Source organism: Halomonas cibimaris (assembly GCF_055379665.1).
In genome coordinates, this window is the sequence record NZ_AP043828.1 from 1,095,325 (window position 1) to 1,110,345 (window position 15,021).

The 15,021-nt window shown below is 64.9% G+C and carries 14 protein-coding genes; 9 read left to right on the forward strand and 5 right to left on the reverse strand.

Going from position 1 to position 15,021, the window contains the following annotated elements:
* The first annotated feature begins 4 nt into the window (after window positions 1–4).
* Window positions 5–1,468: a sodium:proton antiporter NhaD gene (gene nhaD, locus ACZ415_RS05020; protein ID WP_344703399.1), complete on the forward strand. Its 1,464-nt coding sequence runs from the start codon at window positions 5–7 to the stop codon at window positions 1,466–1,468.
* A 13-nt stretch (window positions 1,469–1,481) separates the two neighbouring features.
* Here the strand turns inward: nhaD and ACZ415_RS05025 are convergent, their stop codons facing one another.
* Window positions 1,482–1,943 (reverse strand): MerR family transcriptional regulator, encoded by a 462-nt coding sequence (locus tag ACZ415_RS05025; protein WP_425552732.1) that lies wholly within the window; start codon window positions 1,941–1,943, stop codon window positions 1,482–1,484.
* A 120-nt stretch (window positions 1,944–2,063) separates the two neighbouring features.
* Here ACZ415_RS05025 and ACZ415_RS05030 point away from each other — a divergent pair, with 120 nt between their 5' ends.
* Window positions 2,064–4,196, forward strand: a complete 2,133-nt coding sequence (locus ACZ415_RS05030) for a heavy metal translocating P-type ATPase (protein WP_344703403.1) — start codon at window positions 2,064–2,066, stop codon at window positions 4,194–4,196.
* A 9-nt stretch (window positions 4,197–4,205) separates the two neighbouring features.
* Here ACZ415_RS05030 and mntR read toward each other — a convergent pair whose 3' ends face one another.
* A complete protein-coding gene (gene mntR / locus ACZ415_RS05035) occupies window positions 4,206–4,694 on the reverse strand; it encodes a manganese-binding transcriptional regulator MntR (protein WP_344703405.1) in 489 nt (162 codons plus the stop codon).
* 288 nt (window positions 4,695–4,982) lie between these two features.
* On the opposite strand from mntR, the gene ACZ415_RS05040 reads away from it, so the two are divergent.
* The 5 genes from ACZ415_RS05040 to ACZ415_RS05060 all read left to right on the forward strand — a co-directional run bounded on the left by ACZ415_RS05040 (window position 4,983) and on the right by ACZ415_RS05060 (window position 9,917).
* Window positions 4,983–5,960 (forward strand): metal ABC transporter solute-binding protein, Zn/Mn family, encoded by a 978-nt coding sequence (locus ACZ415_RS05040; protein ID WP_344703407.1) that lies wholly within the window; start codon window positions 4,983–4,985, stop codon window positions 5,958–5,960.
* A gap of 41 nt (window positions 5,961–6,001) precedes the next feature.
* A complete protein-coding gene (locus ACZ415_RS05045; RefSeq protein ID WP_344703409.1) occupies window positions 6,002–6,772 on the forward strand; it encodes a metal ABC transporter ATP-binding protein in 771 nt (256 codons plus the stop codon).
* 3 nt (window positions 6,773–6,775) lie between these two features.
* Complete coding sequence (locus tag ACZ415_RS05050; protein ID WP_344703411.1) at window positions 6,776–7,894, forward strand: metal ABC transporter permease; 1,119 nt, start codon at window positions 6,776–6,778, stop codon at window positions 7,892–7,894.
* A 48-nt stretch (window positions 7,895–7,942) separates the two neighbouring features.
* A complete protein-coding gene (locus tag ACZ415_RS05055; protein ID WP_344703413.1) occupies window positions 7,943–8,857 on the forward strand; it encodes a metal ABC transporter permease in 915 nt (304 codons plus the stop codon).
* A gap of 145 nt (window positions 8,858–9,002) precedes the next feature.
* On the forward strand, window positions 9,003–9,917 hold the full coding sequence (locus tag ACZ415_RS05060; RefSeq protein ID WP_344703415.1) for a c-type cytochrome: 915 nt from the start codon (window positions 9,003–9,005) through the stop codon (window positions 9,915–9,917).
* 68 nt (window positions 9,918–9,985) lie between these two features.
* Here ACZ415_RS05060 and rep read toward each other — a convergent pair whose 3' ends face one another.
* The gene (gene rep / locus ACZ415_RS05065) at window positions 9,986–12,055 is read right to left on the reverse strand and encodes a DNA helicase Rep (protein WP_344703417.1); all 2,070 of its coding nucleotides are present in this window, start codon (window positions 12,053–12,055) and stop codon (window positions 9,986–9,988) included.
* 117 nt (window positions 12,056–12,172) lie between these two features.
* Between rep and ACZ415_RS05070 the strand changes: the two genes are divergently transcribed.
* A complete protein-coding gene (locus ACZ415_RS05070; protein WP_344703419.1) occupies window positions 12,173–12,655 on the forward strand; it encodes a tRNA (cytidine(34)-2'-O)-methyltransferase in 483 nt (160 codons plus the stop codon).
* Window positions 12,656–12,664: 9 nt separating this feature from the next.
* Here the strand turns inward: ACZ415_RS05070 and pyrE are convergent, their stop codons facing one another.
* The gene (gene pyrE / locus ACZ415_RS05075) at window positions 12,665–13,327 is read right to left on the reverse strand and encodes an orotate phosphoribosyltransferase (protein ID WP_344703421.1); all 663 of its coding nucleotides are present in this window, start codon (window positions 13,325–13,327) and stop codon (window positions 12,665–12,667) included.
* A gap of 85 nt (window positions 13,328–13,412) precedes the next feature.
* Between pyrE and ACZ415_RS05080 the strand changes: the two genes are divergently transcribed.
* Window positions 13,413–14,180: an exodeoxyribonuclease III gene (locus ACZ415_RS05080; protein ID WP_344703423.1), complete on the forward strand. Its 768-nt coding sequence runs from the start codon at window positions 13,413–13,415 to the stop codon at window positions 14,178–14,180.
* A 69-nt stretch (window positions 14,181–14,249) separates the two neighbouring features.
* Here ACZ415_RS05080 and rph read toward each other — a convergent pair whose 3' ends face one another.
* Window positions 14,250–14,999, reverse strand: a complete 750-nt coding sequence (gene rph, locus ACZ415_RS05085; RefSeq protein WP_344703425.1) for a ribonuclease PH — start codon at window positions 14,997–14,999, stop codon at window positions 14,250–14,252.
* Window positions 15,000–15,021: the final 22 nt, after the last annotated feature.

Below are 15,021 nucleotides of genomic sequence, written 5' to 3' on the forward strand. Positions count from 1 at the left end.
TGCCATGCTCCCAACCGCTCCCGCCTTCCGGCCCCGCTCACTGCGGGTTCGCCGGCTGCTTTTTGCTGCCTGTTTACTGACTTTTCCCGGTTTGGCCTTTGCCGAGGCCGGGCCCATTGATCTGACGTTATCGGTGGCCGGTATCGCCTCGGTGGCGATTTTTTTCCTCGCCTATGCGCTGGTGATGGGCGAGGAAATTTTGCACATGCGCAAGTCCAAGCCGGTGCTGGTGGCGGCGGGGCTGATCTGGGCGCTGGTGGCGTGGATGTACATGCGCGCGGGGCTGCCGGACGTGGCCGAAACCGCGTTCAAGGAAACCCTGCTGGAATACACCGAGCTTTTGCTGTTTCTGCTGGTGGCGATGACCTACATCAACGCCATGGAAGAGCGCCGGGTGTTCGACAAGCTGCGCGCCTGGCTGGTGTACAAGGGCTTCAGCTACCGCGCGCTTTTCTGGATTACCGGCATTCTGGCGTTTTGGATTTCTGCCGTGGCCAACAACATGACCACGGCCATGCTGATGTGCGCGGTGGTGCTGAAAGTCGCCGAAGGCGACAACAAGTTCATCAGCCTGTGCTGCGTGAACGTGGTGGTGGCGGCCAACGCCGGCGGCGCGTTCAGCCCCTTTGGCGATATCACCACGCTGATGGTGTGGCAGGCAGGTCAGATCCCGTTCGGCGGCTTTTTTGCCCTGCTGCTGCCGGCCATCGTCAATTTTCTGGTGCCGGCGCTGATCATGAACTTCTTTATCAAAAACCAAAAGCCCGCCTCGCTGACCGAAACTGTATGGCTCAAGCGCGGTGCGCGGCGCATCGTTGCGCTTTTTCTGTTTACCGTGGCGATTTCGGTGCTGTGCCACTCGGTGCTTAACCTGCCGCCGGCCATGGGCATGATGTTCGGCCTGGGGCTTTTGCAGTTTTTCGGCTACTACCTGCGCCGCAGCCTGCCGCGCTCGCTTGAGCGCAAGCGCGAGCGCTACTCCCGCCGGGGCGACTGGCGCAAGCTCGAGCAGCTGGGCAGCGTGGTGCCGTTTGATATCTTCAGCCGTATCGCGCGCTCGGAGTGGGATACCCTGCTGTTTTTCTACGGCGTGGTGATGTCGGTGGGCGGACTTGGGTTTCTGGGCTACTTGAGCCTTTTGTCCGAGACGCTCTACGGCGGCGGCAACCCGGTGCTGGCCAACGTGATTCTGGGGATGATTTCCGCGGTGGTGGACAACATTCCGGTGATGTTTGCCGTGCTCTCCATGGCCCCGGACATGGCCGAAGGCAACTGGCTGCTGATTACGCTGACCGCCGGCGTGGGCGGCAGCCTGTTGGCCATGGGCTCGGCGGCCGGCGTGGCGCTGATGGGCCAGGCCCGGGGCATCTATACCTTTGCCGTCCACCTGCGCTGGATGCCCGCCATTTTGCTCGGCTACGCGGCAAGCGTGGGCGTGCATATGTGGGTTAACGCCGGGCTTTTTTAAGGGCCTGGCGGGGTTAGCGAATCGCCTGCTGGCCGCCGTGGGCGGCCGTATACAGGCACTGGTCGTGGTCGCTCAGCACCTCCACGATGCGACACTCCTCCACCCGCCCGCCGGCGCACTGGGCGACCATGCGCTTCAGCTCGTCGCGCAGGGCGGAAAGCCGCTCAATGCGCGCTTCCACTTCTTCCAAATGGCGCTTGGCAATGGCGTCGGCGTGATCGCAGGGCATGTTCGGGTGGTCGGCCATGCCCAGCAGCTCGCGCACCGCCTCCACCGAAAAGCCAAAATCCCGGGCGTGGCGGATAAACGTCAGCCGGCGCAGCGTGGCGCCGTCGTAGCGGCGCTGATTGCCGGCGTTGCGTGCGGGCTCGGGCAAAAGGCCGATCTGTTCGTAGTAGCGCACGGTTTGTACCTGGCAGCCGGCGCGGCGTGCCAGCGTGCCGATGGCGAACGTCTGTTTGTCTGAGTGCGGCATGGTCATCTCCGGTGTTTTGTGCGTTTGTCGCGTTCACGGCTATTGAAGCTATAGTGGCTTTAGGTTCTATGTTGGGCGCAAAATAGGCAATGGCAAGACATAACGGCCAGGAGGATGACGATGACCCTATCAGCCGGTGATACGACGCGGCGCTATCGCGTAAGCGGCATGGACTGCGGCGGCTGCGAACGCAAGGCGGTCGCGGCGGCCACGCGGGTAACCGGCGTGACCGGTGCCGAGGCCAACGCCGCGGCGGGCACGCTTTTGGTGTCTTTCGACGCCGGTACGCCCCCCGACGAGGCCGCCATCGGGCAGGCGCTGCGCGGGCTGGGCTACGAGCTCAAGACTAATGAGCCGCCATCGCCTGAAAGCAGTGCTGCGGCGGAAAAGGCCTGGTGGCAAACGCCCAAGGGCCAGCTGGTGCTGGTCAGCGGCGCGCTGCTGGCGCTGGCCGGCGTTTTGCATCTGCTCTGGCCGGGGCTTGGCGACGCGCCGTTTGTGGTGGCCACGCTGGTGGGGCTTTACCCCATTGTGACCTCGGCATGGCAGGCGCTGCGGGTCGGTGAGGTGTTCACCATTGAATCGCTGATGACCGTGGCCGCCGCCGGGGCGCTGATCATCGGCGCGGCGGCGGAATCCGCCGTGGTGGTGGTGCTGTTTGCCGTCGGCGAGCTGTTGGAAGGCGTGGCTTCCACCCAGGCGCGGCGGAGCATTTCGGCGCTGTCGGCGCTGACGCCGCGCACCGCGCGCCGGCTTGACGGCGACGAGCCGGTGGAGGTCGCCGCGGACAGCCTGGTGCCCGGCGAGCGGGTGCTGATTCGCCCGGGCGACCGCATCCCCTGCGACGGGCGCATTGTGGAGGGCGGCTCGCACCTGGACGAATCACCGGTCAACGGTGAGGCCGAGCCGCGCTATAAAAGCGTAGACGACGAGGTGCTGGCCGGCACCGTTAACCGCGACGGCGCGCTGACCGTGGCGGTTACCCGCCGGGCCGAAGACAACACCATCGCGCGGATTATTCGCCTGGTGGAAGACGCCCAGGCCGCCAAGGCCCCGGTGGCGCGGTTTATCGACCGCTTTGCCCGCTGGTACATGCCGGCGGTGGTAGCGCTGGCCGTCGCCCTTGCCGTGCTGCCGCCGTTAGCGGTGGGCATGGCCTGGTCGGAATCGGTCTATCGGGCGCTGGCGCTGCTGCTCATCGCCTGCCCCTGTGCGCTGGTGATTTCCACCCCGGCGGCGATTGCCGCCGGGCTTTCCAGCGGCGCCCGGCACGGGCTTTTGATCAAGGGTGGCGCGGTGCTTGAGTCGCTGGGCAAACTCAAGGTGGTAGCGCTGGACAAGACCGGCACGCTGACCGCGGGTATCCCCGAGGTGACCGATGTGCTGGCCTGGCAAAGCGCTGACGAAGACGATGTGCTGCGCCGGGCCGCAGCGCTTGAGCGCGAATCCGGCCACCCCATTGCCGCGGCCATTGTGGCGCGTGCCGGCGAGCGCGGCCTTGATCTGCCGCGAGTGGAAAACGGCCGGGCGCTGGCCGGCATCGGGGTCGCCGGGCAGGTAGCCGGTGATGACCTGACGCTTGCCAGCCCGGCCTATGCCGGCCGCATTGCTGTACTTGACGAGGCGGCAAAGGCGCAGATGCATGCCCTGGAAGAAAGCGGCAAAACCGTCGCTGTGCTGGTAAAAGGTGACGTGGCCGTAGGCGCCATTGCCCTGCGCGACGAGCCCCGGGAAGACGCCCGGGACGGGCTTGCCGCGCTTGCCCGGCTGGGCGTGCGCGCGGTGATGCTAAGCGGCGACAACCCCAGAAGCGCCGCCGCCATTGGCAAGCTGCTGGGCATCGAGGCGTACGGCGGGCTGATGCCCGAGGACAAGGCCGCGCGCGTGGCCGAATGGCAGCGTGACGGTGAAGGCCCGGCGGGCAAGGTGGGCGACGGCATTAACGATGCCCCGGCGCTGGCTTCTGCTGATGTGGGCATTGCCATGGGCAGCGGCACGGACGTGGCGCTGGAAACGGCCGACGCCGCGCTGCTTAAAAACCGCGTGACCGGCATCGCCGAGCTGATCGGGCTGTCCCGGGCGACCCTTGTCAACGTCAAGACCAACGTGGCGCTGGCGCTGGGGCTGAAAGCCGTGTTTCTGGTGACCACCGCGCTGGGCATTACCGGACTGTGGATTGCGGTGATGGCCGATACCGGTGCTACCGTGCTGGTCACGCTCAACGCCATGCGCCTTTTGCGCCACCGCTACTGACGTGGCCGGCTAGTCGCTACCCTGACGGGGCGCGGCGGCCATAAAGCGCTGCATGATGCCGAGGGTTTCGTCGCTGACGTGATGTTCCATGCCCTCGGCGTCAATGCGCGCGGCGTCGTCGCCGACCCCCAGCGCGCGCAGAAAGTGCAGCACGATATCGTGGCGCTTTCGCGAGCGGGCCGCCATGGCCGTACCCGCCTCGGTGAGAAACAGCGAGCGATACGGGCGGCTGGTGACCAGCTCCAGCTCGTTGAGCCGGCGGATCATCTTCGACACCGTGGCCTGGCTGACCCCCATGCGCGCGGCGATGTCCGCCGCCCGGGCTTCGCCGCGATGGGTCAGCAAATCACCGATCAGCTCCACGTAGTCCTCGATCAGCTCGGTTTCGTGGGCCTGGCGCACCGTGGCGTACTGGCGCGCGTGCTGCTCGACCGGCGGCAGGGCATCTACGCTTGCGCTTTTAGCGGGTGCCCTTTGGGGGCTGTGGTCATGACTCATGAAGGCATCAGACGTATCGGCTGGCAGTAAAGAAGAAAAAACCTGATGGCGCCATCTTAGCGTATTTTGCCGCCCGGCCGTAAGCCGCCGCCCCGCCTTCCCTGGCCCGTTTCATCCGCCCGGTGTGGTCCGTCTGCGTCTTGTATTTGGGCGATCGCGCCTCTAAACTTAGCCAAGGCTTACTTTGTGTCTGGGGGCTAACACGCCGGCGGTGCCGGCCCACGTTCGGCATTGCCATCCCCGCTTCACTCCCGGTTCCAGGATTCCCGTTTTCAGGAGAAATTGCCCATGAAGATGCGTTACGCCGCCCCCCTGCTGGCGCTGTCCCTTGCCGCACCGCTGGCCCATGCCGAGTCTCAAAAGGCGCCGCTTAACGTGGTGACTACCGTCGGCATGATTGCCGATGTGGCCGGCGAAGTAGGCGGCGAGTGCGTCAACGTCAATCCGATGATGGGCCCGGGGGTGGACCCGCATCTGTATCAGGCCAGCGCCAGCGATGTGAAAACCCTGCGCGACGCCGATCAGATTCTGTATTCGGGCTATTCCCTGGAAGGCCAGCTGGGCAAGGTGTTGGAAAACTTCTCGCGTCAGAAAACCACCGTGGCGGTGTCGCCGGCCTCTATCGAACCCGCCGAGCTTTTGACCGCCCAGGACGTTTACGGCATCGACCCGCACCTGTGGATGGACGTTTCGCTGTGGGCGCAGACCGTGGACACCGTTGTCGATACCTTCCTCAAGGCCCGCCCCGAGTGTGCCGATGCGATTCACGCCAACGCCGAGGCCTACACAGCGCAGCTCGACGCGCTGCACGAGTGGGTAGGGCAAGGCATTGCCTCGATTCCCGAAGAGCAGCGCATTCTGGTCACCGCCCACGACGCGTTTAACTACTTCGGCCGCGCCTACGGTATCGAGGTGAAAGGCATTCAGGGCATCAGCACCGAAACCGAAACCGGCATTGCCGATATCCGGCGCATGGCCGACGTGGTGATCGAGCGCGAAGTGCCGGCGGTCTTTATCGAAAGCACCATCAATCCGCGCACCGTGCAGGCGGTGATCGACGCGGCCGAAAAGCGCGGCCATACGGTGGAAATCGGCGGCCAGCTGTACTCCGATGCCATGGGCGAGGCCGGCACCGCCGACGGCACCTACATCGGCATGCTGTACGCCAACACCCGGGCGATTGTGAAGGCGCTGGGCGGCGAAGTAGCGCCGCTGCCCGAGGCGCTTGGCGCCTGGGCCAAGCAGTGGGGCGTGGATGAGGCATAAGCCGCCGCAGAGCACGGAATAACGAGCACGGGATAACGAGTATGAACACCGCCGTTACGGCCAAGCATTTAACCGTCAGCTATCACAACACGCCGGTGCTGTGGGACGTCAACGTGGACATTCCCGCCGGCGTCATGGCCGGCATTGTCGGGCCCAACGGGGCGGGCAAGAGCACCTTTATCAAAAGCCTTCTGGGGCTGGTGGTGCCGCTGTCCGGCAGCGTGCGCTTTCACGGCCAGCCGTACAAAACCCAGCGCAAGCGCATCGGCTATGTGCCCCAGCGCTCCAGCGTGGACTGGGATTTTCCCACCACCGTGCTCGACGTGGTGATGATGGGGCTTTACGGCCGGCTGGGCTGGATCAAACGCCCCGGGCGGCGCGAACGCGCCGAGGCGCTGGACGCGCTGGACATGGTGGGCATGCAGGACTTCGCCGGCCGCCAGATCAGCCAGCTTTCCGGCGGCCAGCAGCAGCGGGTGTTTCTCGCCCGGGCGCTGGTGCAGCAGGCCGACATCTACTTTCTTGACGAACCCATGGCCGGGGTGGACGCCACCACCGAGCGGGCCATCATCGACATTCTGCGCCGGCTGCGCGACGCCGGCAAAACGCTGATTGTGGTGCATCACGACCTGCAGACGGTGACCCGCTACTTTGACTGGCTTTTGCTGCTCAACGTCCAGGTGGTGGCCGCAGGCCCTGCCGAGGCGGTGTTTACCGGCGACAACCTCAGACGCGCCTACGGCGGCCAGATTGCGCTGCTCGACGACAGCCATCGCTTCGTCGGCGATGTCGCGGCGCAAGGAGCGAAATAACCCATGGCCTGGCTAACGCTTCTGGGAGATTACACTTTTCAAAACGTGGTCATGGGCGCGGCACTGCTGGGCATTATCAGCGGTACCCTGGGCAGCTTTGCCGTGCTGCGCGGCCAAAGCCTGCTGGGCGATGCCATCTCGCACGCTTCGCTGCCCGGCGTGTGCCTGGGGTTTATCGTGGCCGGCAGCCGCCACATGGGCAGCATCATCGTCGGGGCGATGATCACCGGCGGGCTGGCCGCGCTTTTGATGCTGGCGCTGACGCGCATGAGCCGGCTCAAGACCGACGCCGCGCTGGGCGCTTGCCTGAGCCTGTTTTTCGCCGTCGGCGTGGTGCTGTTGACCTATATCCAGGGCATGAACAACGCCTCCCAGGGCGGGCTGGACGCCTTTCTCTTCGGCCAGGCGGCGGCCACGCTGCGCTCGGACGTGTGGTTTATGGGCGGCATTACCCTGGTCGCACTGGCTATGCTCTCGGCGCTGTGGAAACAGGCCAAGCTGGTGACGTTTGACCCGGAATTTGCCCGCACCCTGGGCATGCCGGTCACCGCGATCGATATCATGCTGACGGCCATGATTACCCTGGCCGTGGTGGTGGGGCTGCAGATGGTCGGCGTGGTATTGATGGCGGCGATGATCGTGGCCCCGGCCGTGGCGGCCCGCCAGTGGAGCCGGCATCTGGGCGGCATGGTGGTGATGGCCGCCGGTGCAGGCGTGGTCAGCGGCATTGCCGGGGCCACGCTGAGCACGCTGGGCCGGGGGCTTGCCACCGGGCCGCTGATTATTCTCAGCGCGACCGCGATTGTTCTGGTGTCGCTTGCCGTCGCCCCCGGGCGCGGGCTTCTCTGGGAGTCGCTGCGGCTGGTGCGCCAGCGCTGGACGCTGCACACCCGCCAGATCCTCTATGTGCTCTACCAAACGCGGCTGGAGCAGGAGGAAAACGACCCCGGCCCCGGGTTCAGCCGCAGCGCCTTTACGGCCCTGGCGCTGTATCGTTTGCGCCGCCGGGGGCTTTTGACCTTGAGCCGCCGGGCCCCGGGCCGTGCGCCGCGGCAATGGCGGCTAACGCCTGCAGGCGTGCGCGTGGCCCAGCGGGTTAGCGCAACGTTTAACGCAGCGTAAGCGCTGCCGGCCGGTTTTGTGACCTGACTCCACGCGATAGAGGCGACAATGCTCGAAGCTTTTTTTCACAACGCCGCGCTACAGATCATGCTGGTAGGCGCGATGGTGGGCACCGCGTCGTCGCTGGTGGGCACTTTTCTGGTGCTGCGCGGCAACAGCATGCTGTCGGACGCCATCAGCCACTCGATTGTGTTTGGCATCGTGGCGGTGTGGCTTTTGACCCACCAGCAAAGCGGCCCGGTGCAGCTCATCGGCGCGGCGTTGACCGGGCTTTTAACGGTGTTTCTCACCGAGCTTTTGGCAAGCTCGCAGCGCATGAAACAAGACGCCGCCATCGGGCTGGTATTTCCGGCGCTGTTCTCTGTTGGCGTGCTGCTGCTTAACGTGTATGCAAGCGATGTGCATATCGATACCCATACGGTGCTGCTGGGAGAAATCGGCTTTGTCTGGCTGGACACCGTCAGCGTGCTGGGCCACGACGTGCCCCAGGCGGTGGTGTCCATGGCCGTTATGCTTACGCTGAATCTGATATTTGTCGGCGCTTTTTTCAAAGAGCTCAAGCTTGCCACCTTTGACCCGGCGCTGGCCCGGGCGCTGGGCTTTGCCCCGGGCGTTTTGTTCTATGCGCTGTTGATGCTGACCAGCTCCACCGCCGTGGCGGCCTTTGACGCCGTGGGGGCGGTGCTGTTTATCGCCTTTGCCATCGTGCCGCCGGCGGCGGCCTATCTGCTTACCGACCGTTTGTGGCTGATGCTGGTGCTGGGTTCGCTGATTTCCACCGCGGCAAGCGTGAGCGGCTACTTCCTTGCCGTGTACTGGGACGTGTCCATCGGCGGCATGATGGCGGTGATGACCGGCGGTTTTTTGCTGCTGGCGTTTATCGCCGGGCCGCGCTATGGCCTCATCAGCCAGCGCGTTCGCCGCCGCCGGTCCCGCCGGCTGCCGCCGACATCCGTGGCATAGCGCCACCCGGGATTTTCCCGAGCTTGGCGTTGCCGGTATACTCTCACGGTAGGTTCGCTCGGGCGTCATGGCTCTTGGCTGCAGCAATCGGGTTCTCCCAACCTGGCCTGCACCGTTTGCCCAGCGGCGCCGCTGTGCGCAGGTTATGGACGATAATACGAACGAGGTGGTGAGAGTGGATTGCAAACTGATCAAAAGCGGCCTGGCGACCCTGGGTGTGCTGGCATGCGTTGCCGGTGCCCAGGCGGCCATGGATAAAGACGCCATTGCCGAGCGCATCGCACCGGTGGGCGATGTCTGTCTGGCAAGCGAGGACTGCGGCGGCGCTGCCGCGCCGGCACCCAGCGCCAAGGCCAGCGGCGGTGGCAGCGACGCTGCGCCGGACGGCGAGGGCATCTATGCCAACGTCTGTTCGGCCTGCCACGACACCGGGGCCGCCGGCGCCCCGGTACGCGGTAACGAAGGCGACTGGGCCGCGCGCGTCGACAAGGGCTTTGATACCCTGCTGGATCACGCCATTAACGGCTTCAAGGGCATGCCGGCCAAGGGCGGCAACCCGAGCCTAAGCGATGAGGACATGCACGCCGCTGTGACCTATATGGTCAAGCCGGTGATGGACGTGGCCGAAGCGCAAGGCGCCCCGGCAGAAGACGACGCGGCTGACAGCGAGGCCGATATGGCCGCAGCACAAAAAGACAGCGCCGCAGACAGCGCTAACGCTGAAAACACCGCCGCGGCGGATGACGCCGGCAGCGAAGAATCCGGCGGTGACGCTCAGGCCGAAGATGCGGCCGGCGGCGGTGAGCCTGCCTGGGCGAGCATCGACGGCGAGGCCATCTTCAACCGGGCCTGCATGGCCTGCCACGCCACGGGTGCCGCCGGCGCGCCGATCTCCGGCAACGCCGAGCAGTGGGCGCCGCGCATTGCCAAGGGTAAAGACACCCTGTATGACCATTCCATCAACGGCTTCAACGCCATGCCTGCCAAGGGCGGCCAGCCGAGCCTTTCCGACAACGAGGTCAAAGCCTCCGTTGACTATATGGTTGCCGAGTCGCAGTAAGCGTTACGCGTAGCGTACGCCACCCCGCAGAGCCGCCGGCTTTGCGGGGTTTTTTGTGCCCGCGCGTTTCAGCCCAGCAGCGAACGCAGCCCGGCAATCGCGCTTTGCCCCCGTGCCTGCTTTTTCTCCGGGTCTTCCTTGTCCGGCCGGCCTTCCCAGTCGAGGTCTTCCGCCGGCAGCTCGTCGAGAAAGCGGCTCGGCGTGCAGTCGGAAAGCTCGCCGTAGGTCTTGCGCTGGCGGGCCAAGGTGAGCGTGAGCGTGCGCCGTGCGCGGGTGATGCCCACGTAGGCCAGCCGGCGCTCTTCTTCCACGGTGCCGTTTTCCACGGCGTTGCGGTGGGGCAAAAGGTCTTCTTCCAGCCCCATGAGATACACGTGGGGAAATTCCAGCCCCTTGGAGGCGTGCATGGTGAGAAGCTGCACCCGGTCCGAGTCGTCCTCTTCGGCCTGCTGTTCGAGAATATCGCGCAGCACCAGCCGGGAAATCGCGTCTTCCACGCTGTCGGTTTGCGTGGCCGTGGCGTCGGTGCTCTCGGCGTCATCGTCTTCCGGCGAGCGGTCAAGCGACTTTTCCAGCTGGTCGATCAGCGTCCACACGTTGGCCATGCGCCGCTCGGCCACGGTGGGCGCGCTGGCGTTCTGGTACAGCCAGGCCTCGTAGTCCATCTCCGTCATCATCTGGCGAATGGCGGCGATGGCGTCGCCTTCATCCATGCGCCGGCGGGTGGCGTCGATAAAGCGGGTAAAGCGCGCAAGCCTTTCCACCGCGCGCTCGGGCAGGGTTTGCTCAAGGCCCATTTCGTGGCAGGCGGCGAACAGCGAGACCTCGCGATCCGTCGCATAGTTGGCGAGCTTCTCAAGCGTAGACGGGCCGATCTCCCGGCGGGGTACGTTGACGATGCGCAGAAAAGCGTTGTCGTCGCCGGGGTTGATTAAAAGGCGCAGGTAGGCCATGGCGTCTTTCACCTCGCCCCGGGAGAAAAACGAGGTGCCGCCGGACATCTTGTAGGGGATCTGATAGTGCTGCAGCTTGAGCTCTAAAAGCCTTGCCTGAAAGTTGCCGCGATAGAGCACGGCGAAGTCGCGCCACTCGGCACGCTCCTTGATGCGCCGGGTGAGAATCTCGCTGGCCACCCGCTCGGCCTCGGCCTCTTCGTGGCGGTTGACCACCACGCGAATCGGCGCGCCGTCGCCCATCTGGGACCACAGGGTCTTGTCGTAAACGTGGGGGTTGTGGGCAATCAGCGCGTTGGCCGCGCGCAAAATGGTGCCGGTGGAGCGGTAGTTCTGCTCCAGCTTGACCACCTTGAGCCGCGAGAAATCTTCGCCCAGGGTGACCAGGTTTTCCGGCCGCGCGCCGCGCCAGGCGTAGATCGACTGGTCGTCGTCGCCCACCACGGTGAAGGTTTCGCGCTCGCCCATCAATAGCTTGACCAGCAGGTACTGGCTGACGTTGGTGTCCTGGTATTCATCCACCAGCATGTAGTGGATTTTGCGCCGCCAGCGGGCCAGCGCCTCGGGGTCGTCGCGCAAGAGCACCACCGGCAGCAGGATCAGATCGTCAAAGTCCACGGCGTTGTAGGCGCGCAGGTGGCGCACGTAGGCCTCGTACACCCGAGCGGCGTAGTGGGCGTCGTCGTCGGCGGCGTGGGACAGCGCTTCGCCGGGCAGCACCAGGTCGTTTTTCCAGTTGGAAATCATCGACTGCACGGCGTTGATCTGATCGGCGTCGACCTGGGCGTCCTTGTCCATCAGGTCGCGCAAAAGCGCCTTGGCGTCTTCGGGATCGAACAGCGAAAACCCCGGCTTGTAGCCCAGCGCCTTGAGCTCGCCGCGGATGATATTCAGCCCCAGGGTGTGAAAGGTCGACACCGTCAGCCCGTGGCCTTCGCGGCCCTTGAGCATGCTGCCCACGCGCTCTTTCATCTCCCGGGCGGCCTTGTTGGTAAAGGTCACCGCGGCGATCTTGCGCGCGCTCATGCCGCACTCCTTGACCAGATAGGCGATCTTGGTGGTGATCACGCTGGTCTTGCCCGAGCCGGCCCCGGCGAGCACCAGGCAGGGGCCGTCGATGGCGCGTACGGCCTGCTGCTGGCTGGGGTTGAGGCCGCGCAGGCGCTGGGCAATGCTGGGGTTCATGCTGGCTCCTTGGGCGAGGCCGCCCGGGCTAAATCACGCGATGCTGGCAGGGGCGACGGGCCGGCTGCGATAATCGGCCGCTGCGTAACGAGGCGAAAGGTCAACGAGGCAAAACACATGTTTGAGATTGCGCTGTTCGAGCCGCGCATGGCGCCCAATACCGGCAACATCATGCGTCTGGCGGCCAACAACGGCTGCCGACTGCATCTGATCGAGCCGCTGGGGTTTGATCTGGAAGAGCGCAAGCTGCGCCGGGCGGGGCTGGACTACCGCGACGCGGCCAACGTCACTCGGCACGCGGATTTTAGCGCTTTTCAAGCGGTCATGCAGGGGCGCACCGTGTGGGCGCTGACCACCCGCGGCACGCGCTTTTATACCGACGCCGCCTTCGCCCCGGGGGACGTGCTGCTGTTCGGCTCGGAGACCGGCGGCCTCTCCGCCGAGGCCCACCAAAGCCTGCCCGAGGAACACAGGCTGCTGATTCCCATGCAGCCCAACAACCGCAGTCTGAATCTGTCCAACGCCGCGGCGCTGGTCAGCTTTGAGGCCTGGCGGCAAAACGGCTTTGCCGGCGCCGTGGTGCCGTCCGTGCCTGGATAATGTCGTAGCCTAGCGGATGCCGTAGCGCGCGCGGTAGTCGCGAATGGCCCGGGCGTGGGGCTGCATCTCGGGGCCGGCGTGCGCTTCCAGGTACTCAAGCACCTGGTCCAGGGTGACGATGCTCACCACCGGCATGCCGTAGGTTTCCTCGACTTCCTGAATCGCGCTTTTATCGCCCTGGCCGCGCTCCTGACGGTCCAGCGCAATAATCACCCCGGCGGCCCGGGCGCCGTGCTCGGCGATGATGTCCATCACCTCGCGCACCGCGGTGCCGGCGGTAATCACGTCGTCGATAATAAAAATATCGCCTTCAAGCGGCGCGCCGACGATGCTGCCGCCTTCGCCGTGGGCCTTGGCCTCCTTGCGGTTGAAGGCGTAGGGCATATCACGGCCGTGATGGTCGGCCAGCGCCGCGGCGGTCACCGCGGCCAGCGGAATGCCCTTGTAGGCCGGGCCGAACAGCACGTCGGCGTCAAGGCCGCTTTCCATCATGGCCCGGGCGTAAAAGCGCCCCAGACGCGACAGGGCCCCGCCGGTTTGAAACAGCCCGGCGTTGAAGAAGTACGGACTAACGCGGCCGGACTTCAGCGTGAATTCGCCGAACTTGAGTACGCCCTGCTCGATGGCAAAGGCAATAAAATCGCGTTGATAGGGGTGTAGGGCAGCGGCCACGGGAGTCCTCGCTTTTTTGCCGGGGGATTTACCCAAAGGTGGAAACGTCGGGTATCATACAGCAGCGACGCAAAAGGGACGATCTATGAAAATTGCCAGCATCAATGTCAACGGTATTCGCGGTGCCGTCGAGCGTGGGTTTCTGGACTGGCTGGCGCAGCAGGACGCCGATGTGGTCTGCGTGCAGGATACCCAGGTCAAAAGCTTCGAGCTGGGCGATCATATCCTGTATCCCGAAGGCTACGAAGGCTACTTTCTCGACGCCGAAGAAGACGGCTTTTCCGGCGTGGCGCTTTACTGTCGCAAGATTCCCAAAGCCATCATGTACGGTCTGGGCTTTCCCGAGTGCGATAACGAAGGCCGCTTTTTACAGGCCGACTACGACCGCTTCAGTATTGCCACGTTTTTGATGCCGGACGGCCGCGACCAGCGGGCCAAGCAGCACTTCATGGAACAGTATCAGGAATACCTGAGCAAAATGGCGCGCAAGCGCCGGGAATATATCATCTGCGGCACCTGGCATGTGGCGCACAAAACGCTTGATCTGGCGAACTGGTCCGATAACCAGCTCGCGCCGGGCTTTCGCCCCGAAGAGCGCGCCTGGATGGATCATGTGCTGGGCCCGGTGGGCTTTATCGATACCTTCCGCGAAGTTAACCGCAACGCCGGCGAGTATACCTGGTGGCCCAAGCTCGACCAGGAAGTGCCCCGGGCGCGTCAGGAAGGCTGGCGGCTGGACTACCAGATGGTGGGCCCCAACTTCCGCCGCCACGTGGTGGACGCTTGGATCGACTACGACGCCACCTTCTCTGAGTTTGCCCCGCTGATCGTCGAGTACGATCTCGACCTGTAGCGCCTTCCTCTCCTGGGTACGTTATCCACAGGCGGTTTTCTCCACCGCCTGTGGACAGATTGAGCCGAACTAGACGCGCATTTCCAGCACCTCGCGCTGGTAGCGGTCAAGCTGCTGGCCGGCCTGCTCGGCCAGATCCAGCATGGCGTTGAGCTGGGTGCGGCTGAACGCGCCGGCTTCTGCCGTGCCCTGCACCTCGATCAGCTCGCCGTCGGCGGTCATCACCACGTTGGCGTCGGTATCGGCGCTGCTGTCTTCGGGGTAGTCCAGATCCACCACCGGCACGCCCTTGTAAAGCCCCACCGAGACCGAGCTGACCAGCTGCTTGAGCGGGTCGGCCTTGATCTTTTTCTCCCGCTGCAGGTAGCGCAGCGCATCCACCAGCGTCACGCAGCCGCCGGTAATCGCTGCGGTGCGGGTGCCGCCGTCGGCCTGGATGACGTCGCAGTCCACGGTGATGGTGAATTCGCCGAGCTTTTTCAGATCCACCGCCGCGCGCAGGCTGCGCCCGATCAGCCGCTGAATTTCCAGCGTGCGCCCGCCCTGTTTGCCCCGGGTGGCCTCGCGCCCGCCCCGGGTGTGGGTCGCGCGCGGCAGCATGCCGTATTCGGCGGTGACCCAGCCCTGGCGCTTGCCCCGCAGCCAGCGCGGCACGCCGGCTTCCACGCTTGCGTTGCACAGCACCTTGGTGTCGCCAAACTCCACCAGCACCGAGCCCTCGGCGTGGCGGGTGTAGTTTCGCGTCAGGCGCACGGTGCGGAGCTCGTCGGGCGCACGGTCGCTGGGGCGAATGACTTCAGGATGGGGCACCTTGCTCATGGTGGGCTACCTCGTGACGGAT